Annotated in this window: 23 protein-coding genes; 6 read left to right on the forward strand and 17 right to left on the reverse strand. The window is 55.9% G+C overall.

All coding sequences use genetic code 11. From position 1 onward, the window contains the following. Positions 1–317: 317 nt before the first annotated feature. From ACOSDM_RS05075 to ACOSDM_RS05085, 3 genes are all read right to left on the reverse strand, one after another. Positions 318–1064, reverse strand: a complete 747-nt coding sequence (locus tag ACOSDM_RS05075) for a hypothetical protein (RefSeq protein WP_420723407.1) — start codon at positions 1062–1064, stop codon at positions 318–320. After that, positions 1061–2680, reverse strand: coding sequence for a hypothetical protein (locus ACOSDM_RS05080; RefSeq protein WP_420723408.1), 1620 nt, complete (start codon positions 2678–2680; stop codon positions 1061–1063). The genes ACOSDM_RS05075 and ACOSDM_RS05080 overlap by 4 nt, the downstream gene beginning before the upstream one ends. A gap of 170 nt (positions 2681–2850) precedes the next feature. Then, a complete protein-coding gene (locus ACOSDM_RS05085; protein ID WP_420723409.1) occupies positions 2851–3111 on the reverse strand; it encodes a hypothetical protein in 261 nt (86 codons plus the stop codon). 206 nt (positions 3112–3317) lie between these two features. On the opposite strand from ACOSDM_RS05085, the gene ACOSDM_RS05090 reads away from it, so the two are divergent. Further along, positions 3318–3602: a cupin domain-containing protein gene (locus tag ACOSDM_RS05090; RefSeq protein WP_420723410.1), complete on the forward strand. Its 285-nt coding sequence runs from the start codon at positions 3318–3320 to the stop codon at positions 3600–3602. Between the two features lie 30 nt (positions 3603–3632). Here ACOSDM_RS05090 and ACOSDM_RS05095 read toward each other — a convergent pair whose 3' ends face one another. From ACOSDM_RS05095 to ACOSDM_RS05120, 6 genes are all read right to left on the reverse strand, one after another. Then, entirely contained in the window at positions 3633–4397 is a 765-nt protein-coding gene (locus ACOSDM_RS05095; protein WP_420723411.1) for an ABC transporter ATP-binding protein, read from the reverse strand. Beyond that, the gene (locus ACOSDM_RS05100) at positions 4394–5440 is read right to left on the reverse strand and encodes a FecCD family ABC transporter permease (RefSeq protein WP_420723412.1); all 1047 of its coding nucleotides are present in this window, start codon (positions 5438–5440) and stop codon (positions 4394–4396) included. The genes ACOSDM_RS05095 and ACOSDM_RS05100 overlap by 4 nt, the downstream gene beginning before the upstream one ends. Before the next feature lie 11 nt (positions 5441–5451). Next, positions 5452–6570, reverse strand: coding sequence for an ABC transporter substrate-binding protein (locus ACOSDM_RS05105; protein ID WP_420723413.1), 1119 nt, complete (start codon positions 6568–6570; stop codon positions 5452–5454). 84 nt (positions 6571–6654) lie between these two features. Then, complete coding sequence (locus tag ACOSDM_RS05110) at positions 6655–7068, reverse strand: hypothetical protein (protein ID WP_420723414.1); 414 nt, start codon at positions 7066–7068, stop codon at positions 6655–6657. An 81-nt stretch (positions 7069–7149) separates the two neighbouring features. Further along, positions 7150–8514 (reverse strand): MmgE/PrpD family protein, encoded by a 1365-nt coding sequence (locus ACOSDM_RS05115; RefSeq protein ID WP_420723415.1) that lies wholly within the window; start codon positions 8512–8514, stop codon positions 7150–7152. 9 nt (positions 8515–8523) lie between these two features. Further along, complete coding sequence (locus ACOSDM_RS05120; protein WP_420723416.1) at positions 8524–9360, reverse strand: FAS1-like dehydratase domain-containing protein; 837 nt, start codon at positions 9358–9360, stop codon at positions 8524–8526. Positions 9361–9751: 391 nt separating this feature from the next. On the opposite strand from ACOSDM_RS05120, the gene ACOSDM_RS05125 reads away from it, so the two are divergent. After that, positions 9752–10501, forward strand: coding sequence for an NERD domain-containing protein (locus ACOSDM_RS05125; RefSeq protein WP_420723417.1), 750 nt, complete (start codon positions 9752–9754; stop codon positions 10499–10501). 55 nt (positions 10502–10556) lie between these two features. On the opposite strand, the gene gyrB is transcribed toward ACOSDM_RS05125, so the two are convergent. The 8 genes from gyrB to mutM form a co-directional block, all read right to left on the reverse strand. Beyond that, the gene (gene gyrB, locus ACOSDM_RS05130) at positions 10557–13001 is read right to left on the reverse strand and encodes a DNA topoisomerase (ATP-hydrolyzing) subunit B (protein WP_420723418.1); all 2445 of its coding nucleotides are present in this window, start codon (positions 12999–13001) and stop codon (positions 10557–10559) included. 34 nt (positions 13002–13035) lie between these two features. After that, a complete protein-coding gene (recF, locus tag ACOSDM_RS05135) occupies positions 13036–14214 on the reverse strand; it encodes a DNA replication/repair protein RecF (RefSeq protein WP_420723638.1) in 1179 nt (392 codons plus the stop codon). Between the two features lie 17 nt (positions 14215–14231). After that, on the reverse strand, positions 14232–15347 hold the full coding sequence (dnaN, locus tag ACOSDM_RS05140; protein WP_420723419.1) for a DNA polymerase III subunit beta: 1116 nt from the start codon (positions 15345–15347) through the stop codon (positions 14232–14234). Positions 15348–15812: 465 nt separating this feature from the next. Further along, positions 15813–17177 (reverse strand): chromosomal replication initiator protein DnaA, encoded by a 1365-nt coding sequence (dnaA, locus tag ACOSDM_RS05145; protein ID WP_420723420.1) that lies wholly within the window; start codon positions 17175–17177, stop codon positions 15813–15815. 872 nt (positions 17178–18049) lie between these two features. Next, entirely contained in the window at positions 18050–18316 is a 267-nt protein-coding gene (gene rpsT / locus ACOSDM_RS05150) for a 30S ribosomal protein S20 (RefSeq protein WP_420723421.1), read from the reverse strand. Between the two features lie 148 nt (positions 18317–18464). Beyond that, on the reverse strand, positions 18465–19241 hold the full coding sequence (locus tag ACOSDM_RS05155; protein WP_420723422.1) for an enoyl-CoA hydratase: 777 nt from the start codon (positions 19239–19241) through the stop codon (positions 18465–18467). A 111-nt stretch (positions 19242–19352) separates the two neighbouring features. Continuing rightward, on the reverse strand, positions 19353–19772 hold the full coding sequence (locus tag ACOSDM_RS05160; RefSeq protein ID WP_420723423.1) for a hypothetical protein: 420 nt from the start codon (positions 19770–19772) through the stop codon (positions 19353–19355). 81 nt (positions 19773–19853) lie between these two features. Continuing rightward, positions 19854–20735 carry a bifunctional DNA-formamidopyrimidine glycosylase/DNA-(apurinic or apyrimidinic site) lyase gene (mutM, locus tag ACOSDM_RS05165; protein WP_420723424.1) on the reverse strand — a complete coding sequence of 294 codons (882 nt, stop codon included), beginning with the start codon at positions 20733–20735 and terminating at the stop codon, positions 19854–19856. A gap of 50 nt (positions 20736–20785) precedes the next feature. Here mutM and ubiE point away from each other — a divergent pair, with 50 nt between their 5' ends. The 4 genes from ubiE (at position 20786) to dut (ending at position 24901) form a co-directional block, all read left to right on the forward strand. After that, positions 20786–21535, forward strand: a complete 750-nt coding sequence (gene ubiE / locus ACOSDM_RS05170) for a bifunctional demethylmenaquinone methyltransferase/2-methoxy-6-polyprenyl-1,4-benzoquinol methylase UbiE (RefSeq protein ID WP_420723425.1) — start codon at positions 20786–20788, stop codon at positions 21533–21535. Between the two features lie 3 nt (positions 21536–21538). Further along, entirely contained in the window at positions 21539–23083 is a 1545-nt protein-coding gene (ubiB, locus tag ACOSDM_RS05175) for a 2-polyprenylphenol 6-hydroxylase (RefSeq protein WP_420723426.1), read from the forward strand. A gap of 104 nt (positions 23084–23187) precedes the next feature. Beyond that, positions 23188–24420 (forward strand): bifunctional phosphopantothenoylcysteine decarboxylase/phosphopantothenate--cysteine ligase CoaBC, encoded by a 1233-nt coding sequence (coaBC, locus tag ACOSDM_RS05180; protein ID WP_420723427.1) that lies wholly within the window; start codon positions 23188–23190, stop codon positions 24418–24420. A 10-nt stretch (positions 24421–24430) separates the two neighbouring features. Beyond that, entirely contained in the window at positions 24431–24901 is a 471-nt protein-coding gene (gene dut / locus ACOSDM_RS05185) for a dUTP diphosphatase (RefSeq protein WP_420723428.1), read from the forward strand. Positions 24902–24903: the final 2 nt, after the last annotated feature.

A 24903-nucleotide genomic window follows, 5' to 3' on the forward strand; every position in this document is an offset into this window, starting at 1 on the left:
ATGACATAATTCGTCAGACTCTTGATTTTAGAGTTTGTCAAAAACGTAATAGTCGTTCCATCACCCAGATTTTGGACCCGAGTTCTTTTTCCCTGTACCACAGTTGACCTAATATCATTTGGGTTGTCGTCCGCGCGCCCAATATCTGTTTCAGGATATAGTCTCATAGAATACAGCCTTTCTTAGTCCCGGTCCGTCCAAACGAATGCTTCCGGTTTCAGTTTGCCCTCTTTAATTTTAAAGGTGGCTGTCAAATCTTGCTGCCATGTGGCGGAATTGCGGTCTTTCTGAGGGGGGCTGAGATTGTTATCCAGCCTTCAGCGGTTCTTGAGGACGTCGACCAGATCATAGGGCGTCTTGCGGGTGCCGCCGATGAAGTCGGGAACTTCCCAACCTGCGCATTCATACATCCAAGCCAAATTCTTTGGGTGTTCGCATCTATCGGACTCAGCCCCCCAGTAAAAATCTAAATCATGCATCAGCACATCCAAACCGCCTGATATTTCAATAACACGATCAATGAAATCCGGTTCGCCGCCCAGCATGGTGTAGAAATCCAGATCCGTGCAGACCCCCCAGCTTTCCTCCCGTGAGAACATGAAGCCCCCCGCGCCCATACAAATGAAGAGTTCCTGAAAATACGCAATGCCGGCATTTATGGAGCCTGGCGGCGTCGCGATGGCCCCAATGTTTGAGCCCTGTGTGAAAACAGGCATATGGAGGACTTCGTCAATTCCCCGCTCAATCAAGGCAATCCAAAGGGGACGCATAACATCCCAAATGTCTGAAGCCTCATCATCTTCGAAAAACACATAATGTTGCGGCAAATCACTTGGCACGCCTGGCGGGGATTCGCTTAGCATAGATTCGTAGGCACAGCTGCTGATCGCAATGCATTTCCAGTCTGGATTGTTAAAGAAGGGCAGCAGGGAATCATTCTTGGTGAACAGCCGCGATTGATCCTGCGGCACGAAAATGCGCTCCTTGGCCGCGCGAAACAGCCCATTTGCCTCTTCCACCGTATAGGCCCGAAAGTAACGGTCACTCTCAAAGCCGACTTTCATTTCTGTGCCCTTTCGTATCGTATTTTCAGGTGGTGTTTGGTGCCACCTCCACGAGTTACGGTAATCTGATTGGTAGGCTTTCGGTCACTTGAAAATTCTCTCGCAGTAATATTCGTCCCATCGCTGGCTTCAAAATACCGAAAAGGCTTTCCGGTTTCTTTGTCTATGTCCCTTTTTATGTCACTGTACTTGCCGCCATGATCCAACACAATTTTTTCCATATCAGCATACATTTCTGGAATTGGATAACCCCTTACAGTTTTTGTAACATCGTTTGTCGTATTGTTTGAATTTCCTTTAGTTGAGAGGCGCGCATTGTTCGATAAGACTCTGCCAATTGCCCGTTGTGTGTTTGGGGAAACCTTTCGGACGAATTTAGTATAGCGGTCTACAACCTTCTTAGGGGCGCCGGATACATCAAGATTATACGGATTTCCCGTGTCATCTTTCATATTCAAGATTGTGCCCTGGGGCAGGGTATCGGATTGGTCTTCGGATGGGGGCAGGGTGTCGAAACCCTTGTGCTTGCTGCCATCTGGGAAGGTGAGCGTGTAACCGCCCAGGGTCTCATTGGACTGATCGGGGCGGCCTGCGGGCGTATCGTCCAGATCGGGCGGGTCGGCGGGCGACTGTGTCTGGTTCGGCAACGGCTCTGCTGGCGTAACGCTGTTTTGGCCGCCGGTGATCGCGTCCCAGGCCCCGTCCAGGGCACGGTCAATATCTTTGCCATATTTATCCCCAAGCTGCTGGCCAAGGTCATGGGCGGCAACACCAGCAGCGGCAATACCTGCTGGTCCTGGAAGCGGTATCGCTTGCGCTACCTGCACCCCTGTCTCTGGAGATTTGGGGATCAGGCCGAGGTGTTCGGCGACGCCTTTGGCAAAGGCATTGCGGGCCTCTGGTGTAGAGGGCGCGCTGGTATTCGGGTTTTGCGGCAGGGTGGAGTTGTTTCCCGCTGTCCGGCCTGGTGCCTGGCTTGATGCTTGGCCTGACTGGTTTGAAGATACGCTGGCCTTGGCGGAAAGCGGGGTGGCCTGCGTCGGGCCTGGCGCCTTATGCGGGCCGGACGGCAGCACGCGCCTGCTTTCCGCGCGCAGCGTGTCCAGATCCACAGCAGGGTGATCATCCCGACCCCAACTGCCAGGCTGATAGCGACCGGGATAGCTGAGTTGCCAAAGTTTTGTTACACCATCACGATAGGCATCATCCTTTTGGTTGGGATCCCAATAGCGTCGGTCCTGCATCTTGCCCTTCATGAAATCATCAATTTGGGCCTGAGCGGACGCACCGGGTTGGGGTGACGGTTTTTGACGCGCGCGAATGCGCTCAATCGAGGCCTGGATCGGGTCTTCGATGGTCGATGGCGGGTGTTGCGTCGTGTCGATGGCCTTGGGACCCTGGGTCGGGGCTTTTCCGGTGCCCGCATATTGAATGACGGGTGGGTTCGGCTCCGGGATCGCAATTTTCGCCCGACCATTCAGTATATCGTCGGGGATTTCTTCACGACGTACAAAGCGTCCCAGGCTTGGCACATATCGGTAGCCGTATACAGGTTTGACCCGGGCGACCAGATCATCGACGGAAGCACGTGGGAGTGAGTTTTTGAAGTAGGTCATGCTATTTATTCCCTTTTTGTTCCTTTGTAATTGCGTAAAAAAGGCGGAATTCCGCCTGTGTCAAGAATACCCTCAGTTTGTGAAGATAATCCTTTTGGTTGCTCTTATTATTTCTATAAACCTATACTATATTTTTTGTCAAGTTATAAAAAGAACATAAAGAATATAAATCATGTTTGGCTGATGCGAATACCGAAATACATGGCGATGAAGGCCAGGATACCGACCAGCAGCACCAGGGCGACAATAACCAGAATATTGGGGCCGGATTTACCAGAACCAGCGGAATTGCCGCCGCCCAGTTCCAGTTCAATTGCCGCGATCCGGTCACGGATTTTTTGCGCCGCATCGTCTTTCTGATCCTTCATGGCGCGCAGCATCATTTGCAGACGCTGTAGTTCTTGTTCTGCGGATTTGCGCGACCGTGCCATGGTAAGCCTATCTGTGTCATGGTTTTGGATATTTCGACCGTTTAGCGTATCAGCCCTTGGGCCCTAATTGAAAGGGATTGGATGTCATTCAGGGTCTGTATCCTGTCCCGCCCGTACCTATACCCCCTTACCAAGGCGCATTGCCGTGATATATCTGTTTCCGATAAACTGTGCACGAAGATGTGTTGAGGGAGGACATTGATCAAATGCAAGGTGATATATCCGCTTCGGAAGCAGCGTTTCGCGCTAAGGCGCAGCAGGATGGATTTTGTGATCCGATACAGAAAATGGTGGAGGCGGATCGATTCAACGCGCCCCACAGCCATGACGAGACATTGTTTCTGTTCATTCAGGCCGGTCAGTTGACAGTGGACAAACCCGAGGGTCCAGTGGTCGCGACGCCTGGCAACACCATCACCGTCGCGGCCGGGCTGGAACACACCGAACTGGCCGGGCCGGATGGCGCGACGATTCTGGTTACGCGGCGCTGATACTCATCCGCCAGCCGGGTTGCCTATCTATCACCGCGCGAACACATCTTCCGGGGAAATCGGGATATTCAGAACATGGCCGGACTGGTTCTGATAGGCGTCGATTTCCACCCGATACACGGTTTTGATTGTCTGTGCCGTCAGCACCTCTTGCGGGTCACCATGACAGTGCAGCGCCCCCTCCATCAGCAGGGCGATTGAATCACATTGCCGTGACGCCAGGTTCAGATCATGGATCGCAGCCAAAATGATGGCGTCATTGTCCTGTGCATAGGATCGCAAGACCGCCAGAACGGACAGTTGGTGGTGCAGATCCAGGGCGCTGGTCGGTTCATCCAGGATAACCACACGCGGTCTGCGCATCAGGCGCTGCGCCAACAACACGATCTGCTGTTGCCCGCCCGACAGCGTCGCGATGGAACGGTCCGCAAAATCCGAAATCATGAAATGTGCCATCACTTGTGTCGCGGCGTTCAGGTCTTGGTCGGAAATGCGCCAACCCAGTGTTTCCCGACGCCCCAGCAGCAGTACTTCCAGCACGGTCAGACGTGACGAAACGCCATGGGTCTGGGGAAGATAGCTTACTGTTGCGGTGTCCAGGCGCGCACCGTCCAACTGGATATCACCCCCAAAGGGCAGGTGCCCGGCAATCGCCGCCAACAGGGTTGTCTTGCCCGTGCCATTGGGCCCGACCAGGGCGGTCATCGTGCCGCCAAACAGGGTCAGATCAAGCGGGGCAATGATGCACCGCCCCGCCCGTGCAACCGTTACGGCCTGAAGCGTTAAATGGGTCATTTGCCTGCTCCCTTATGGCTCAGGATGACGGCCATCAGCATCGGTATGCCGGCAATGGCGGTGATAATGCCAACCGGAATGGCCGTGCCGGGCGACAGCATTTTGCCCAACACCGATGCGCTGATTAGGATGATGCTGCCGGTAATTGCCGATAGGGGGATGGCATAGCGATGATCCTCCCCAATCACGGCGCGGCTGACATGGGGGGCGATCAAACCGACAAAACCGATGGTCCCAACGAAACAAACCGCAGCGGAGGTCAACAAGGCGACAATGATAAATGTGCGCTGGCGCATGGCCTGCAGGTTCAATCCCAGGCTGGCGGCATTTGCATCGCCCAGCCGCATCGCGGTCAGGTTCCAAATATCCCGCAGGACCAAGGGAAGGCAGATCACCAGGATCAGGCCACTGACCGATACACTGGTCCAGTTGGCCTTCAGCAAAGTCCCAAACAGCCAGAAAACGATCTGCTGTAAGACCTCCGGCGACGCCATGAATTGCAGCAGCGATTGCAGCGATTGGAAGAAAAACAGGACGGCTATGCCAGACAGGACCAGCATTTCCGGTGTCGCCCCGCGCCAGACGGCTATGACATAGATGATCGCGCAGGCAACCAGTGTCATGACAAAGGCGCTGATCGGGATGATCAGAAAGGAAGGCAGCGGTATCCAGCCGCCATACATAATGGCCAGCGCCGCCCCAAATCCAGCGGAGGCTGAGAATCCTAATGTGAAAGGGCTGGCCAGGGGATTGGCCAATATGGTCTGCATCTGCAGCCCGGCAATCCCAAGGCAGGCCCCCACAATGACCCCCATCATGGTCTGGGGCATTCTGATCTGCCACAGGATGGTTGCGGCGGTGCGGTCTTCCCCCGCTGGTCCCGCCCTAAAGGCCTGTGACAGATCAGCCAATGACATGCCCGACGGACCCGTCAACAGGTCCAATAGGACAAGTGCGGCCAGAACGAGGATCGCCATCAGGATCAGCACGATCCTGCGACCCTCCGCACGGGCATAGCGCGTGCGGATGCTGGTGTCGGACATGTCGTTTCGCCCTATTTCTTCGCCGGATCCAGGGCCAGGACATAGACGCCCTGGGCTTCAATCGGCAGCCATGCCTTATAATAGGCCTTGATTTCCGCATCCGGATCGACATCCGCAAAGGCGTCTGGATACAGTGCCTTGGCGATATAACGGCCATAGATGAAATCTGACAGGGTGCGTGCTCCCCCATGGTAAATGGCATAGACATTGCCAGATTTTGCAGCCGGCAGATCCGACCAGCCGGGGCGGGTCAGATAGGCCTGCATCCGCTGACGGGCTAAGGCCGGATCAGCAGAAAATCCCACCTGGACGGATTGGTCCTGATTGATCCATTCGGACCCGGCCAGCAGAATGATGTCGGGTTGCTGGGCCAGGACATATTCCGGGTTCAGGGGACCCCAGTTTTCGATTTGCCCCTTGGCGATGTTGTTCCCGCCCAGGCCCTCTATAACGCCGCCCCACATGCCATTGCCATAGCTGTTGCCGATCGTCTGCGGTCCCTTTTGTGCCAGTTCGACATAGACTTTTTTATCGGATGGGCCTGCTTTCGAAACACGGGCCATTGTATCCTGATAGGCAGTCTCATACAGGGCAGCCAGGGCGTCGGACCGGTCTTTTGTGCCCATCAAGGTCCCTAATGCATGGGTGGATGCCAGATGCTTCTCCAGTGTCTGGGCGTTATAGTCGATCACGACAACTGGAATTCCCGCCTGGTCAAACTGATCCACATTCTGTCCCAGGGCTTTCCAGGACCATGCCGACAGGATCAGCAGATCGGGTTTCAGGGATATGACTTTCTCAACCGAAAAATCTCCGGTTTCCGTATCGCCGATATCGGGAATCTCCGCAATTTGGGGCATTGCTTTCAAATAGGCTTCATATTGCTTTGGGCGCCAGTCTTTCCAGGGGGTGCGGGACAGGCCAACCACCTTATCGATGGCCCCGGGGCCGGTGATCGCCAGGAAATCTTCATAATAGAAACCCAGTACGACGCGCTTGGCCGGTTCGGGCAATGTGACGGTGCGCCCCAGCACATCAACGGTGCTGACCTGTGCCTGTGCGGCGGAAAGGGGGATAAGCATAATAACAAGCAACGCGGCCCAGCCACGCAGTGTGTTTAGGAAGTTCATCGGAAGTCTCCATCAAAATCCAGCCTGCGCCTGAAAACGCGCGGGCCGGACAATCAAACGGGATGGGCCGAAATCGGGCCCGATTTACAGTGTTTGATTGCGCGGTGGAGGACCCCGTGGGGAGGCATTGGTATAAACCACCTGCCGGGAAATATCGTCCGGCGCGGCAAAGAAAATGCGCGCGGTAACGGAAAGCGCGCAGGCTTCAAACAGGTTAGATGGCTGTGGCAGCGCCGCGACGGAAACATTGCGACAGAAATCACATTGCCCCTTGTTGATCTTGACCGGGCCTTGCGTGTTTCCTCCTGCGATACACAGAACGGGGATAGACCCATCCGGCGCGACATAACCCCCAAGATCGACGGACCCATTCGCGGCGGTAAGCGCAAATGTATTCTGGGCAAAGACAGATGGATGATGAACAATCGACACGACCAACAGCGACAGCACGCAAAAAATGCGCAGCACTCTGTCTATAGGGCGGGATATTGATGTCATCGATCACTCTTCGTTGCGGCAAAAAGCCCTAGCATAAAGACCGCAGACACCAAAAGGATATAGTGTCGCAGAAGCAATTCTCTAGACGGCTTGTCTGGCATCCAACAGGCCTGTTTCCGACAGTATGGTTTTCCCGTCCAGAGCCAAACAAGTGTCGACCAGATCACAGGATGCCCCGCAATCTGTTACTTTCCGTACCAGTTCTTCCCGGGTGATCGGCAGAGTTACGGCGGGCACATCGCATGTTTCAGTCTGTAAGGTCCGACCAGAGCGCAGTGTTACTGTGATGGTTTCAACCGTGGTTGGCCCAAATTCACCCGGATCGCCAGGAGGCAGATCATAGGCATCAATTTCAACCAGCTGCGCCAGCCTCTGGCGGTCAGGCTGGTTAAAGCGATGGGGATGGAAATCCTCAGGCGTGACATGGCCTGTCAACAGGCCAACGACCGTACAGTAGCTGACCGAAAACCGCGCCTCCGCCTCATTTTGCGGTACGTGAAAACAAGCGACGCGATAAAAGGGTTCGGGCAGGCGCACTTGAATGCCGATAATTGGGTCATCGTCCGGCACGTCGCGATGCAGCCGCTCCGCACCCAGGATGGCCCGATGCGTGTAGGAGCAACTGGGCCAGAGTTTTCGCGCCACGGGAAAAATGCGCACGGCGTGACCCAACGCCATAGTCTGCATCATCTCAGCAAAGGGAACCGACCCCGCTGCCCCATAGAGATCCATAAAGCCCTGAGGGGCGTCCCAAATCTGTGTGTTGGCTGTGGCATCTGCTTGCGCCAATAGGGCGGCGCGCAGCCCATTCTCCGCGGCCAGTCCGATATGAAACGCCTTGGTATCGGACCCGAACTGACGCTTAAGGCCAGAGGAGGAACTGGTTGCCAGAGCCATGGCGTTGGACATTTGCTGCTGCGTCAGACCCAAAGCACGGGAGGCTGCTGCCGCTGTGCCAATCGGGTCCAATGTCGCACTGGCATGCCAGCCCTTGTCATAATGCCCAAATCCAAGGGCTCGGCCCATCCAGACAATGGTTTCATAGCCAACAATCCAGGCGTCACAAATCTGATTAAGGGAAAGCGGCAGAACCTGCGCAAGACTGAACAGGGCCGCAAAGAGCGCCGCGCTGGGATGGGTGGAGGCAGGGAATTCATAATCATCAAAATCGATGGCATGGGCCCGCACACCATTCAAAAATGTTGCACCCAACAGGGACAGTTTTTCATTGCCCCCAATGGCCAGGATGGGACCGTGTTCCTGGCCAAAGAGCAGCGCCTCTCGCGCCGCGGTGGGTTGTTGCTCGCGCGCGCCTACGATCATACAGGCCAGTGTATCGATCAGGCTGATGCGCGCGGCCTCATAGGCCTCCGGCGTGGTTGTTAGAACCGGTTGGCTGGCCCAGTCGGCGACTGTGTCAGAAAAACTTTGTAATGGAGATCCCATCGTGTTGGCCTAAAATTGCACCGTTGCGGACATGGCCAGCGCGCCATCCTGACGCCTGGCCCACAGGTCTATCCCGTCTGTTGAGCGACGCCCTTCCAGATGAAATGAGGCTGGGCCAGATATCGGGGCACTACCCCGAAAGGAAAAGCGCTTCGGGCTTTTCTGCATTTCAGTACGGGCAAGGTCGACCAGTAGGGTTGCCGTCAGTGGCCCGTGAAACACCAATCCTTCATAGCCTTCAACCTGGCGGGCATAGTCCACATCATAGTGGATGCGGTGACCATTGAAGGTCAGCGCAGAATAGCGAAACAGCATCACTTCGGTCGGCATAACAACTTGAGAGAATTCCGGATTGTCTGGCGCTGGCGCCGGTAACGGCTTTTGCGCATCAGGGGCCGGGTCTTCGCGATAGACGATGTCATGCTCTTCCGTCAGGGCCAGGTAATCCCCTTGGAAAACCTCGTGCTCGACCGTCACAAAGCACAGGGACCCGGACCGACCAGATTTTTCAGAAACGGACTTGATGGTGGACCGCTTTACAGCGGCCTGTCCCAAAATCAACGGCGTGTGAAAGGTCAGGCGCCCCCCGGCCCACATGCGCCGTGGCAGGCTGACCGGCGGCAGGAAGCCCCCCTTCTTCGGATGCGCATCGCGGCCCAACTCACTCGCCCGCTTGGCCTCCAGAAAATACAGCCAATGCCATAGGGGCGGCAAGAGGTCGCCATCCTTTAAGGAAGGTTCTCGGTCTAAGGTCGCCTGCATGAATTGCGCCGGCTGCGCCCGCAGAACATCACCCGCCTCCTGGCTTCGCCCAATCCAGTCTTGTAAATGTTCAGCACTAAACATTCTGGAACGTCCCTTTCAAGCGACAGGTTTCCCTATGTCAGGGGGTAGCAATTATCATTTCGAATCTCACGAAGTTTGTAAGGAAAGTCACTTTCTAACGTGATCAAACACTTTATCCATCGACCGGGCTTCCTCTTGAGTCCTGCTTAGAGTTAAACATTCGTACAGCATAAAGATAAGAGATCTCAGCGTTCACGGTCCTATGGCTCTATCCAATGACAACAGATTTACATGGTTCCCGGCAGAAAAAGGCCACTTTAAGAGCCCTTTCATTTAGGGCGAGGAATCTTATCCTTATCGATGGTTTCAGAGCAAATTTGGTTCAGGAGGGAAGAAGGCAATGTTATTCTGATCTTCGGTTATTTACAGGCTGGCTTGCAGGAAGAATAGGATGGGGTCATTTGGTGGATACCTGTTGTTCGCTTTAGTACCGGTGATTTTGATTCTTCGGTCTGCGTGGTTCAAAGGACAGATTGGCGAATTCAAAGTCAATTTTGGCATGAGGCTTTTGCTCAACAGGGATGTCTTTCGTCTTTTCAAGGATGTAACTCTGCCATTCGAGGATGGCACCACACAGATTGACCATCTCGTTATCTCGCCCTTCGGAATATTTGTTGTCGAAACCAAAAATATGAACGGATGGATCTTTGGGAGTTCAAATCAGGAAAGGTGGACACAGCAATTATTCCGAAAGAAATTCCAGTTTCAGAATCCGCTTAGACAGAACTATGCGCATGTAAAGGCGGTACAGGATATACTCGGCTTGGACCAGCGACATGTATTCAATGTCATTGTGTTTTTGGGTGGCTGTAAGCTCAAAACATCAATGCCTGATGAAGTGCGGAATGGCGTTTTCGACCTGGTTACATTTATAAAGTCAAAGCGTGACCCTTTACTTGCCGAGCAAGACTTGCCGTGCCTAATTGAGACGCTAATGAAGCATCGTCTGGATCCTGGTTTCCGGACAAGACGCCTCCATCTTAGAAACATAAAAAGGCGTGCTGCGGACCGTAAGCTTAAAGCCAAGTCCTGCCCGCGTTGTGGTTCAACGATGATTGAGAGAACCAATGCAAAATCTGGAGAACTTTTCCTCGGATGCAGGCACTATCCACAATGTACCGGCACGCGTTCCCTATCGTGAGAAACTCGCGCAATGATACATCAAATCCCTACATGTGAAGCCGCTCTACACCCCATCAAACATCCAGATTGGCGACCTTCAGGGCGTTTTCCTGGATGAAGTCGCGGCGGGGTTCGACGATGTCGCCCATCAGGGTGGAAAACACGGTGTCGGCGTCGTCGCCATGGGCGACCTTGACCTGTAACAGAGTGCGGGCTTCGGGGTCCAGGGTGGTTTCCCATAATTGATCGGGATTCATTTCCCCCAGGCCCTTATAGCGCTGTATCGACAGGCCCTTGCGGCCGGTCTGGACGATCTTGTCGATCAGGTTTATGGGCCCGTCGATGCGGAAGGTTTCGTCTTTGATCTGCAGGGTGGCCCCGGTGCTGCCATAGACTTCCTGCAGATGGGCGGCCATGCCATCCAGTTTGCGGGCTTCGCCGCTGCGCTGTAATTCTGGGCTGACATTGATTTTTTCCGTCACACCGCGATTGATGCGGGTGAAGGTATAACCGTCTTCTTCCGTCGCGATGCCGGTCCAGCCCCTGGCATGTTCATCGGCCAGACGGTTCAGCACTTTGGCGATAAATTCAGCGGCATTCTGGGCGGTTTCCAGATTCTGCTGTACGGTCGCGCTCATCGCGCCACAGATTGCCAGTTGTTCGATCACCTGGGCACTGCCACAGGACCGCGCCAGGGGTTCGATAAAATGTTTCGCATCTCGGGCCTGATCGGCAATCGCGCGCAGATCTTCGCCGCCGCGCTGGGCCCCATTGGCGTCGGTCAGGATGGCATCTGTCAGGCCGTTCCCGGTCAGATATGCCTCCAGCGCCTTGTCATTCTTCATATAGTGCAGCTTGCGCTCACCCTTTTTGACCAGATAGAGCGGGGGTTGTGCGATATACAAAAAGCCCGCATCCACCAGGCTGCGCATCTGGCGATAAAAGAAGGTCAGCAACAGAGTCCGGATGTGACTGCCGTCGACATCCGCATCGGTCATGATGATGATCTTGTGATAGCGCGCCTTTTCAAAATTGAAATCATCCTTGCCAATGCCGGTGCCCAGCGCGGTGATCAGCGTGCCGATTTCCTGGCTGGACAGCATCTTGTCAAAGCGTGCGCGCTCTACATTCAGGATTTTCCCTTTCAGCGGCAGGATCGCCTGATTTTTGCGATTGCGCCCTTGCTTTGCAGAGCCACCAGCGCTGTCACCCTCGACCAGGAACAATTCAGATTTGGCAGGGTCGCGCTCCTGACAATCGGCCAGTTTGCCGGGCAGGGAGGCGATGTCTAAGACACCCTTGCGGCGGGTCAGTTCGCGCGCCTTGCGGGCGGCCTCGCGGGCGGCGGCGGCTTCCACAACCTTTTGAACAATGCGGCGCGCTTCGGCAGGGTTTTCCCCGAACCATTCCGACAATTTGTCATTCACGACCGCTTCCACCACAGGACGGACTTCGGAGGAGACGAGCTTGTCCTTGGTCTGGCTGGAGAATTTCGGGTCAGGTACCTTTACGGACAGGACACAGGTCAGGCCTTCGCGCGCATCGTCCCCCGACATGGAGACTTTCTCTTTCTTGCCGATCCCGCTTTCCCCGGCATAGGCGTTGATCTGGCGGGTCAGCGCGCCGCGGAAACCGGCCAGATGGGTGCCCCCATCCCGCTGGGGGATGTTATTGGTGAAACACAGCATGTTTTCGTGATAGCTGTCATTCCACTGCATCGCGCATTCAACGGTCAGGCCGTCTTTCTCACCCGTGATGAAAATCGGATCGCCATGCAGGCTTTGGCGGGATCGGTCCAGCCATTTCACAAAAGCCTTCACGCCGCCGTCATAGTGCAGATTGACGATCTTCTTATCGGCAGAGCGGGAATCCGTCAGTTCGATATTGACGCCGGAATTCAGGAAGGCCAGTTCCCGCAGCCGGTGTTCCAGCGTGCCGAAATCAAATTCGACCATGGTGAAGGTTTCCTGCGACGGCATGAAGGTGATCTGTGTCCCCTTCGCACCACCACTGGGCCCGACAATCTTCAGCGGCTCCACGGCATCGCCATGCTCAAAGCGCATGCGATAGATATTGCCGCCGCGCTTGATTTCCAGTTCCAGCCAGGAAGACAGGGCGTTCACCACGGAAACGCCAACCCCATGCAGACCGCCCGATACTTTATAGGAATTCTGGTCGAACTTCCCGCCTGCATGCAACTGGGTCATGATGACCTCTGCCGCCGAAATGCCTTCGGTCGGGTGCAGTTCGGTGGGGATGCCGCGACCATTATCCGACACGGTGACGGATCCATCACCATTCAGGGCGACCTTGACGATATCGCAATGACCCGCCAGCGCCTCGTCAATCGCATTGTCGACGACTTCATAGACCATATGATGCAGCCCGGTGCCGTCATCGGTGTCCCCGATATACATGCCCGGCCGTTTGCGCACGGCTTCCAGGCCCTTCAGGACCTTGATGGAGTCTGCGCCATAGGCGTCGTTTTCGCGTTGGACGTCTGTTTGATCGTCGCTCATATCGGTCTTACCTTATTATTTATCATCAACTCAGTCACAATTCGATGGGGCGGACCTGTGCCGCCTCCACCGCGAAATACTGGGCCTGATCCCCAAAGGTGCCAAAGACGTTCTGATCCGTCCCTGTAATCCAGGCCTGTAAGCCCAACCCCAAAATCGTTTCAAACAAAGCATCGCGCCGGGCCTCATCCAGATGTGCGGCCACTTCGTCCAGCAACAGGACCGGTCCTGCACCCCGTTCCGCCCCTTGCAGGCGCGCATGGGCCAGGACAATGGCGATCAACAGGGCTTTCTGCTCCCCGGTTGAACACTGTCCGGCGGGCAGTCCTTTATCCCGATGCGTCACCGCCAGATCGGATCGGTGTGGCCCAATCGCCGCCCCGCCGGTTTCTGCATCACGCCCGCGCCCCTGATGCAAGGCGGCTGCAAAGCGTTCCTCTGCTTCCAGTGCAGACGTTCCAGACAGCCAGGCTTCGACATCCCCCTGAACCGCTAGGTCAGCCCCTGGGAAGGGACCTTCTGCACGGGCACAGGCACGGGCCAAACGATCTGTCAGGCTCAGCCGGGCCGCGGCAATCGCGATCCCCCGCTCAACCATCTGCGATTCCAGTGCACCCAGCCAGGCGGTGTCTGCACCGCCATCTTTCAACAGGCGCGCCCGTTGGCGCAGGGCCTTGTCATAGGCATTGACCCGACCGGCATGGGCTGGGTCAAAGCCGTAAATCAAACGATCCAGGAAGCGACGGCGTTCACCGGCAGATTCCTGAAACAGGCGATCCATCTGGGGCGTCAACCAGACAACGGATAAATGTTCGCCCAGGGCGGCCTGACTGCGTTCCGCCTCTCCATCGATGCGGACCAGTCTGCGTTCCCCTTCCGGGTCTCGCCCGGTGCCCAATTCCACAGGGCCAAAGGGGGTTTCGACAGTGCCCGCCACGGCCCAGGCGGCTCCCGAAACGGGGGGGCTGTCTGGATCAATGCGATCCATTTCCCCGGTTTTGGCGCGCCGCAAACCGCGCCCGGGGGTCAGCATCGACAAGGCCTCTAACAGGTTTGTCTTGCCCGCCCCGTTGGGTCCGGTCAGCACGACCGGGCGCGCATCAGGATTCAGCGCCACCGCCTGATAGTTCCGAAACGCGCTGAGACGCAGCCGCCGAATTCTAAGCGCAGGGGCGGCCGATGATGCGTCGAATGGTTTCTTCGCTGCGGCCATTGTGCTCACGGGTGCAATCACACTCGCATCGGCATGAGGACATACAACGCGCCAGGGTCTTCCGCATCGCGCACGATGGTCGGTGACGCTGCATCGGCAAGATGGAATTCCGCCTGGCTGCTTTCGATTTGATCGGCGATATCCATCAGATACCGGGCATTGAAGCCGATTTCGATGGATTCCTTGTCGTAATCCACCTGCAGTTCTTCGATAGCGGTACCATTCTCCTGGCTCGACGCGCTCAGGGTAACCTGACCTGAATCGATGCTAAGCTTGATGGCGCGCAGTTTTTCGGTCGCAATGGTCGACACGCGGTCTACCGCGCGAGAGAAGGTCTCGCGATCCACTTTCAGGATCTTGTCATTGCCGGTGGGAATGACCCGTTCGTAATCCGGGAAGGTGCCATCAATCAATTTAGATATCAGCACCGCACCATCAAATTCGAAGCGGACTTTTGTTTCGGACAGGGAAATCGTGATCGCCCCATCTGCTTCTTCAATCAGCTTGCGCAATTCCGCGACGGTCTTGCGGGGGATGATGACGCCGGGCATCGTCTCCGCCCCTTCAGGCAGATCGATTTCAACCCGGGCCAGGCGATGGCCATCGGTGGCAACCGCGCGCAGCTTCGGATCGCCCTCTGTGACCGCATGGACATAGATACCGTTCAGATAATAGCGGGTTTCTTCTGTCGAAATTGCAAAGCGCGTACGATCGATCAGGGTGCGCATCGCCCCGGAATCCAGATCGAAACTATGGGGCATATCGCCCCCTGTCATGACCGGGAAATCTTCTGTCGGCAGGGTCTGCAAGGTGAACCGTGACCGTCCAGACGACAGGACCAGGCGATCCCCGCCACCGCTGGCATCCAGATCAACCTGCGCCCCTTCCGGCAGTTTGCGAACGATGTCATACAACGTATGCGCAGGCGCAGTGATCGACCCGGGAGAGGAAACCTCAGCAACCGTTTTCTCAACGATGGAGATATCCATATCCGTGGCATTCAGGCTCAGCATGCCGTCTTTGGCCTCAACCAGAACATTGGCGAGGATCGGAATGGTATTGCGGCGCTCAACGACACTTTGGACGTGGTTTAATGCGCGAAGCAGCGCGGCCCGTTCGATGGTCAGTTTCATGGCTTAAATGATCATTTCCGTGGTTGTTGTCCGATTATGCGCTGTGCAGGGTTAAGAAGCCCTTTCATACAGGCACGCTCCCAAAACTCTCTCTTGCTTCCCATGCCCCGTTGCAAAAAGCGCTTTGAAAAAAGCCTTCCCAGAACGGGATGAAATTCTCGTGCTTCGGATGATCCAGGCTGAATCGCATCGCCGGATTCCGCCCGTCGAACAAGGAAATCCTGCATGTCTGCGCAGACTGTCCGACCGGGATGGGACTATAGCATGCATGCCCGATAACGCCCGCTTTTTTTGCAGAATCAGGGCGCGCCATCACAGATTTCGCGATAAATTTCCGGCGTCACCACAAGTATTTGAAATTACGTCAGTTTTTTGAGTGATCTACAAGATATAGTGGATCGTCTGAGGCAACAGCGGATTGGTGTTTCGTCGCCCAAAAGGATGAAAAATCACCCGATTCGCGAATCACCCTTCCAGCATGCGACGCAGCAGTTCCACATCTTCTGCAAAACTGTGGTCTGATTGGCGCAGTTCATCGACCTTTTTAACGGCATGCATGACGGTCGTATGATCGCGACCCCCGAATTTGCGTCCAATTTCGGGCAGGGACCGCGCGGTCAATTGCTTTGCCAGATACATCGCCACTTGACGGGGCCTTGCGACAGCACGGCTGCGGCGTGCGGAATGCATCTCAGAAATCTTTATGTTGAAATGTTCTGCGACCCGCTTCTGGATTTCTTCTATCGTGGCTTTGCGATCATTGGCGCGCAACAGGTCATGCAGAACCTCCTGAGCGTTTTCCAGATTGATCGGGCGACCTACCAGATTGGCATAGGCGACCAGACGGTTCAGCGCGCCTTCCAATTCGCGTACATTCGATGTGATGCGATGGGCCAGGAACTCCAGAACCTTGATGGGCACGTCGACATGCATCTGGTCGGCCTTGGACTGAAGAATGCCCAGGCGCAATTCATAGGTGGTGCTGTGAATCTCCGCGACCAGCCCCCAACCCAAACGGGATTTCATGCGGTCTTCGATGCCATCCAGCTCTGCGGGAGATTTATCGGCGGAAATGACGACCTGCCGGTTCTGATCCACCAGTGCATTGAAGGTATGGAAGAATTCTTCCTGGGTGTTCTCTTTGCCGGCGATAAACTGGACATCGTCAATCATCAGGACATCAACGGACCGGAACAGCTCCTTGAACGCCATTGTGTCCTTGTAGCGCAAGGCCCGGATGAACTGGTACATGAATTTCTCGGCGGACAGATACAGCACCCGCTTTTGCGGGGCATTGGCGCGGATCTGCCCGGCAATGGCATGCATCAGATGGGTTTTGCCCAGACCCACACCGCCAAACAGGAACAGCGGGTTGAACGGGACATTAGGGGCCTCTGCCACCCGGCGGGCGGCGGCAAAGGCCAATTCATTGGGCTTGCCAACAATAAAGGTTCCAAATGTGAATCGCGGATCGACCGGCGCACACAGATTGGCGGTGGCAACAGCCTCCAGATCGACAGTCTGGTCTCCCGCCTCGGCGGCGACGGCGTCCAGCGCGACGTCTTCCTGGGCCGGGCGTTGACGGGCCTGCCGGACGGAAACGGATTTGACTTCAGAATTTTCAGATGACCACAGCGCAACCAGCCGGGCACCATATTGCGATTCAATCCAGTTGCGCATGAATCGTGTGGGGACGGACAAATGCACCGTCCCATTTTCCACAGCCTCCAGCGTCAAGGGCTTAAGCCAGCTTTTATAGGCGTTTTCCCCAAACTCTTCGCGCAATCCGGCTCGAACGCGCGCCCATTGTTCATTTGTTTTTAAATCCATAAACTTCTGTCCAACCCCCAAAAAATCACGCTGGGGCCAAAGCCCGCAGAATTATGGCCGTTGTCATAACCGCACCGCATCTGAAACTTCCTTCCGCATCTGCCTGCGCAGTGCATGGGACCATCAGACATACGGCATTGCCGCGACGCGAACTCATTTCCTGCCCCTTTCCGTCTGGGATATGTCTTTCGACATAAACCGGACCGGACCATCATCGCCCCTCAGCGATGATGTCACACCGATATGGGGTCAACATCACCCAGACTTGGCTGGCTGGAAGAGACAAAAGGACATCAGTTAGAAGTGCACGGCACATCTTACGAATATTGCCTTTCATCCCAACAAGAAATTTCACCAAACAAGTGAAACCCTTGCCAAAACTCAGCAAGCCACACTAAAACGAGGCCCATAGGAAGTATTATTCCGGCACGTCATAGCCGAAAAAGACGGTATTTCTTACGTTCCCTGGAATTTACCTATCAAATACATGACAGGCATCCCGTTTTTCTGGCGTTAGGTGGGGTTGACCAACCTCATCTGAAGCAATCTTACGCATCCGAATTTGGTCGATCAAGCGAACAACTTACCCGATTCGGAAAATAAATCGGTTGACTCTAAATGGCTTGTTTCCTGGACGTGTGATACAAATACTGATCTTGGGTATTGAAGTGGTAAAAACTGTTTCGAGTCTGCTACATGCGAACCAGAAAATGACAATTCGATGAAATTGCGTGGAGGCGGGTCGGAAATATCGCACTGCACTCTGTGACAGAAGTGCGACAATGAAAAACCGCCATCTATAAAACAAATGGCGGTCTTTCATATCGGCTATTGAGATAGGGCGCGCGCTAACGCCACCCTAAACGAGAATATTAAGCGCTGACGGCTTTCACGCGCTGGGCCAGGCGGCTGAGCTTCCGATTGACGGTGCTCTTGTGCATGATGCCTTTGGACACGCCCCGATGCAGTTCGGGCATTGCCACTTTCAACGCTTCCGTCGCCGCAGCACGGTCACCGCTGACAATCGCTTCCTCAACGCGACGCACATAGGTGCGAATGCGATTGCGACGCGCGGTGTTCAGATCGGTCCGCTTCTTGGTCTGGCGGATGCGCTTCAGCGCGGATTTATGATTCGCCATTGTCTTACATCTCTTATTTCATAGGCCACCCGGAATGCCGGGGGCACGGTGTTGGATCGGCGGCGCTTATACGGAGCAAAAAGGCCCCCGTCAACCCCAACCGAGCGAAAGTCGGTGTTTCTTCTTTATTATCGCTGGGCGTCCCGGATCAGCGGTTGGTCCATTTGGGGGTGCGCTTTTCCGCAAAGGCTGCCATGCCTTCCTTCTGATCGTCGGTGGCGAAGGTTGAATGGAACACGCGGCGTTCGAACCGGATGCCTTCCGCCAGCGTGGTTTCATAGGACCGGTTGACGCATTCCTTGGCCATCAGGACGACAGGGCGCGACAGATTGGCAATCTTACCGGCAGTCTTAAGGGCATCGCCCAGCAGCTCTTCTGCGGGGACAACCCGGCTGACCAATCCAGCGCGTTCTGCCTCTTCCGCGTCCATCAGGCGACCCGTCAGGCACATTTCCATGGCCTTCGATTTGCCGACAAAGCGCGTCAGGCGCTGTGTGCCACCAGCGCCGGGGATCGTGCCGATCGTGATTTCCGGTTGTCCGAATTTTGCGGTGTCGGCGGCGATGATGAAATCGCACATCATGGCCAGTTCACAGCCCCCGCCCAGGGCATAGCCTGCGACCGCGGCGATCACGGGTTTGCGACAGGTCGTCACGCGCTCCCAGCCTTCGGTAATGAAGTTCTGCAGGTAGACATCCATAAAGGATTTACCGGCCATTTCCTTGATATCGGCGCCTGCGGCAAAGGCCTTTTCCGACCCGGTCAGGACGATGGCACCAATGGCGTCGTCCGCTTCCATGTCGTCCAATGCGCGGCCCAGCTCCTTGATCAAGGTCGCGCACAGCGCGTTCAAAGCTTTGGGTCGGTTTAATGTGATGATACCGACAGCGTCCTTCTTTTCTGTCAGAATTTGCTCGTAACCCATCTTCCATTCCCCTTAGTTTGTTCCGTTTCGGTCCGACGCGGTGCCGGTCCAAAGTCATTCCTGGTGGCGCGTTCAGTCTCTTCCAACGCGGTCAACGATGTCCGGGGCATCCTATTCCGGGACCAACGTAAACCGCACATTCAGCGCCCCATCGGCGCCAAAAAAATCGATTACCAGACGCTCCCCTTCGCGATGATAATGCGTTGCATCCAGTGATTTCCACCCCAATTCAGGCAAGGTCTTGATGTAGAAGTCTGTCACGGTATTCCGACTGGTATTGCCATAGGCGATCGCTTCAACAATCCGACCGGAAGGCGAATCGAAAACCACGGCCCCTTCCGCCACCGGTGTCAGCATCGGGGCCAGGGGCAGGTCCTCTGACCCTTCAATAAAGGCCTGTGCGCCAGCGGATGTGCTGCCAGCCAGCCCGATGACGATACCCCCAACAATGCTGGGCCCCAACCCCAAAGAGGTTAGTCCCAGAAAAGCCAAGAATGCGCCCCGCGCCATTGTCTGTTTGACAAAATTCATGGGACGTTTGCTATCCGGTTTTTTTGCGTCACACAATGCTGATATAGATCGGCTTGATTTCACGGCAAAAATTTACTGTGTCTAGCGTTGATGGCGGGGGCAATAATAGCTGGATCGCCCAGATTGGACGATGCGGATCATGGTGCCATCACAGTCTGGACGACGACACAGATCCCCCTCCCGGTCATAAGCATCCCAGGAATGTTGGAAATATCCCAATTCGCCCGTCGCCTGAACATAGTCCCGCAGAGACGATCCGCCTGCGGCAATGGCAGCGGTCAAAACATCCTTTACGGCGGGCACCAAGCGTTCTGCGCGCTGCCCTACAACGGTATGGGCGGAACGTTTCGGGCTGATGCCTGCACGCCACAATGCCTCGCAGACATAAATATTGCCCAAGCCGGCGACCAGACGCTGATCCAACAGGGCAGCTTTGATCGGCGTGCGTTTACCCCGAATGGCGTCTGAAAATTGCCTGGCATTGAAGGCTTCTGATAGGGGTTCCGGCCCCAGATTCATAAGGTGCGGGCTGGTGGCCTCTCCCCCCGGTGGGATCAGGTCCATATATCCAAAGCGCCGGGCATCATTATAGGTGACCCGCGCACCCGATTCCATTTCGGCGATCAGATGGTCGTGTTTTTCGCCCAGGGCCCAACCGGAATTGTGGCCCGCTTGACCACTGGTGGCCTGACCATTGGTGGCAAGCCCGCCCGGACCAACGGTGAATCGCCCGGACATGCCCAGATGCACCAGCCAGGTCCAGCCATCTTCCAGTCGGATCAAAATATATTTTGCACGGCGGTCGATGGCGGTTATGCGGCGTCCTTCCAATCGGTCCTGAAAGCCCGCGGGGAAGGAAAATCTAAGGTCTGCGCGGCGTTGATCGACCCGTGACAGACGCAACCCGACCATGGCGGGGCGCAACCCGCGACATACTGTTTCGACCTCTGGAAGCTCTGGCATGGCAGATATGCTTTGATTACTGGTTTCTCAGCGCTATTGTCTGGCTCATCATGACAGAAAAGACCAGCGATAACGCAAGCTTCGGCTACAGAACAGTAAATCCAGAGGAAAAACCCGGCCTGGTTCAGGGGGTGTTTTCCTCTGTGGCAGGGCGCTATGACCTGATGAACGACCTGATGTCCGGGGGTGTTCATCGGCTGTGGAAGGCGTCTCTGATCGATCAATTGCGCCCGCGGACCGGTCAACACCTGCTGGATGTTGCCGGGGGAACGGGGGACATCGCCTTCCGTTTCCTGGAAGCGGGCGGGTCGCGCGTCACCGTCTGTGATCTGACGGAAAATATGGTTCGCGTCGGGCGCGATCGTGCCATCGACAAGGCCCTTTTAACGTCGCTGGACTGGACCGTTGGCGATGCCCAACGCCTGCCAATCGCGGAGTCCAGTGTGGATGCCTATACAATTGCTTTTGGCCTGCGCAACGTGACGGATATCGACTCAGCCCTCAGCGAGGCCTATCGCGTGCTGCGACCAGGCGGGCGGTTTTTGTGCCTGGAATTCAGCCAGGTTGCGCTGCCGGTCCTGGATAAGGTTTATGACACGTATTCCTTCAAGGTTTTGCCAGCGTTGGGGAAATGGGTCGCCAAGGATGAGGAAAGCTATCGTTATCTGGCCGAATCCATCCGTCGTTTCCCGCCGCAAGACGCCCTGTGCGATAAAATGCGAAATGTCGGGTTCCAGACGGTCACCTATCGCAATCTATCGGGCGGCATTGCGGCTATTCATCAGGGGTGGCGTATCTAAACAATGTTGACGGGTCTCTTACACCTTGGTCGATTGGTGGGTATCGCGCGCAGCCTGGCCCGCCATGATGCGCTGTGGCCGCTGGAACAGGTCAGCCGCCGGTTTGCGCCTCTGCGTGCCTGCGTTTGGCTGTTGCGGGTTATGTTCCGGCGCAAGCGTCCGGGTCGCCCCGGCGAACGCCTTGCTGCCGCCTTTGCGGATCTGGGACCCAGCTACGTCAAATTAGGTCAGGCCCTGTCGGTGCGTGCGGATCTGGTGGGCGAGGACGTGGCCCGGGATTTGGAATTGTTACAGGACGGGCTGGATCCTTTCCCAACCGATCAGGCGATTGCGACCATCGAAGAAACCCTGGCAATGCCATTGATGCAGGCCTTTGCGCAGTTTGACCGGGATCCGGTCGCCGCAGCCTCCATCGCGCAGGTCCATTTCGCGGTAACGCCTGATGGGCGGGATGTCGCGGTCAAGGTCCTGCGGCCCGGTATTGTCGACAAGCTGGATCGCGACGTTGGCCTGTTTCGGTTTCTGGCGAAAATGGCGGAGCGGATTTACCCCCCGATCCGCCGCCTGAAGCCCGTCGCTGTCGTAAATACCTTTGAAGAATGGATCCGGGTCGAACTGGATTTGCGCCTGGAAGGGGCGGCGGCGGCCGAACTGAAAGAGAACTGCGAAGGCGATGAAGGATTCCATGTCGTCGATGTGGATTGGGAACGCACCGGCCAGCGCGTGCTGACGACAGAGCGCATTCGTGGAATTAACATTGATGATGTCGATGCCCTGCGCGCCGCCGGTCATGATGTTGATGATATCCTGGCCCGGTCATCGCGGATTTTCTTTCTGCAGGTTTTCCGGGATGGTTATTTCCATGCGGATATGCATCCCGGAAACATGTTCATTGATGAAAATGGGCGCCTGTGTCCCGTGGATTTCGGGATTATGGGGCGTGTAACCCGGCGGCAGCGGATATTCATGGCCGATACGCTGGTTGGGTTCCTCAGCCGCGATTATCGCCGCGTTGCCGATGCGCATTTTGAAATCGGCTATGTCCCGCCAACGCAATCGCGCGATCTGTTCACCCAGGCCCTGCGCGCGATTGGGGAACCTGTTCTGGATAAATCGTTAAACGAGATTTCCGTTGGCCGATTGCTGGAGCAATTGTTCCGCACCACAGAGCGGTTCGATATGCCCACCCAGCCCGATCTGTTGCTGTTACAGAAAACAATGTTGGTCGCTGAAGGGGTGGGGCGCACCCTAAACCCCTCTTTGAATATGTGGTTGCTGGCCAGGCCGTTGATCGAGGAATGGATGATCGTCAATCGCGGGCCAGAAGCACGGATCACCGACACGCTGCGCGACACGATGGAGACGCTGGAGCGCCTGCCACGCACATTGCAAAAGGCGGAAGAAACCCTGGATCGGCTGGCCAAGAACGGTATGAACCCCGACGGCAGTCTGCGCGAGCCTCAAGGTGTCAGCACCAATATCAAGCTGTGGGGGCCGGTTGTCATTATCGCCCTGTTGGCTGCGATTGCCGTGAATTTGGCGGGGTGAATTGCCAATAGTCCGGCGCTTTTGCGGTCCCAGCACACTCTTGTGGTGCGCCTCGGATTAATCTACATAGAGATTCTGTTTTTTAATCGGTCCGGGAAGAAAAGATGGCGGCGCAACACCGCATTGTCTTAATCGTATCAGGGGGCATCGCAGCGTATAAATCGCTGGAATTGATCCGACGCCTAAAGGAACAGGACATTGCTGTGCGCTGTGTTCTGACCCGGGGCGGCGCACAATTCGTCACCCCGCTATCGCTGGCGGCGCTGAGTGAAGACAAGGTATATCAGGACCTGTTCTCCCTGACCGATGAACAGGAAATGGGCCATATCCAGCTTTCCAGACAGGCGGACTTGATCGTCGTTTCCCCCGCCAGTGCGGATATATTGGCGAAAATGGCCGCCGGGCTGGCTGATGATTTGGCAACCACGGTCCTGTTGGCGACGGATAAGCCGGTCATGGTGGCCCCTGCGATGAATGTGCGCATGTGGGATCATCCGGCCACTCAGGCCAATCTGGCGACACTAAAAGCGCGCGGTGTTTCAGTGATTGGCCCGGATGAAGGGCCCATGGCCTGTGGCGAATTCGGCTTTGGTCGGTTATCGGAACCAGCGGACATCGTCACCGCCATTCAGGCGGCCCTGTCTCCTGATAAGGATTTACCGCTGAAGGGGCGCAAGTCGCTTGTCACGACCGGGCCGACGCATGAACCGATTGACCCCGTGCGCTATATCGCCAATCGGTCTTCCGGCAAGCAAGGGCATGCGATTGCAACGGCCCTTGCGGCCCAGGGGGCATCGGTCACCCTGGTCAGCGGTCCGACGCATTTGCCCGATCCCCCTGGCGTTTCCACGATTAGGGTGGAAAGCGCGCGGGATATGCTGGCGGCCTGTCAGTCTGCGCTGCCGGTGGATGTGGCGATCTTTGCCGCAGCCGTTGCGGATTGGCGGATCGCGACTGAATCCGACCTGAAGTTAAAAAAGCAGGATGGCGCGGAGTGTCCAACGCTGACCCTGACAGAAAATCCCGATATTCTAAAAACCATCGCCCAGTCACTCTCCAATCGACCGGCGCTTGTGGTCGGCTTTGCAGCAGAAACCGGATCGGTTGTTGAAAAAGCTGTCGCAAAGCGCGCCCGAAAGGGCTGTGACTGGATTCTGGCAAATGATGTATCGCCTGGAACCGGCACATTCGGGGGCGATGACAATACCATCCATTTCATCACGTCATCGGGCACGGAAGATTGGCCGGCGCAGAGCAAGCCAGCGGTGGCGGTCGCTTTGGCGGGTCGCATTGCCGATTACTTTCGGTCTGATGCCGGATCAAAAAATAAAAAGTGAGACAGTCCGTATGAGTGCAAAGCCAATAAGCACAAAAATCGATGTTTCGGTTCAGCGCCTGCCCCATGGGGCGGATTTAGCCCTGCCCGCCTATGGCAGTGTGGAGGCGGCAGGCTGTGACCTGTTGGCCGCCATCGCGGAGACAAAAATCCTGGCACCGGGCGACAGCGCGATCATTCCGACCGGATTAAAAATCGCCCTGCCGCCTGGCTATGAGGCGCAGGTGCGGCCCCGATCAGGATTGGCTGCAAAATTTGGGGTGACCGTGCTGAACACACCCGGCACGGTCGACAGCGACTATCGGGGCGAAGTCGGCGTGATTCTGATCAATCATGGGCGGTCTGATTTTGCGGTAGAGCGTGGAATGCGGATTGCCCAGATGGTGATTGCGCCGGTGGTGACATTGAATTGGCGCGAAACAGATGACCTGGACGAAACTCAGCGCGGTGGCGGCGGTTTTGGGTCGACAGGAATCCGATAAAA

The sequence above is a fragment of the Hwanghaeella sp. LZ110 genome, from assembly GCF_048892525.1.
Taxonomy (GTDB): domain Bacteria; phylum Pseudomonadota; class Alphaproteobacteria; order UBA8366; family Aestuariispiraceae; genus Pacificispira.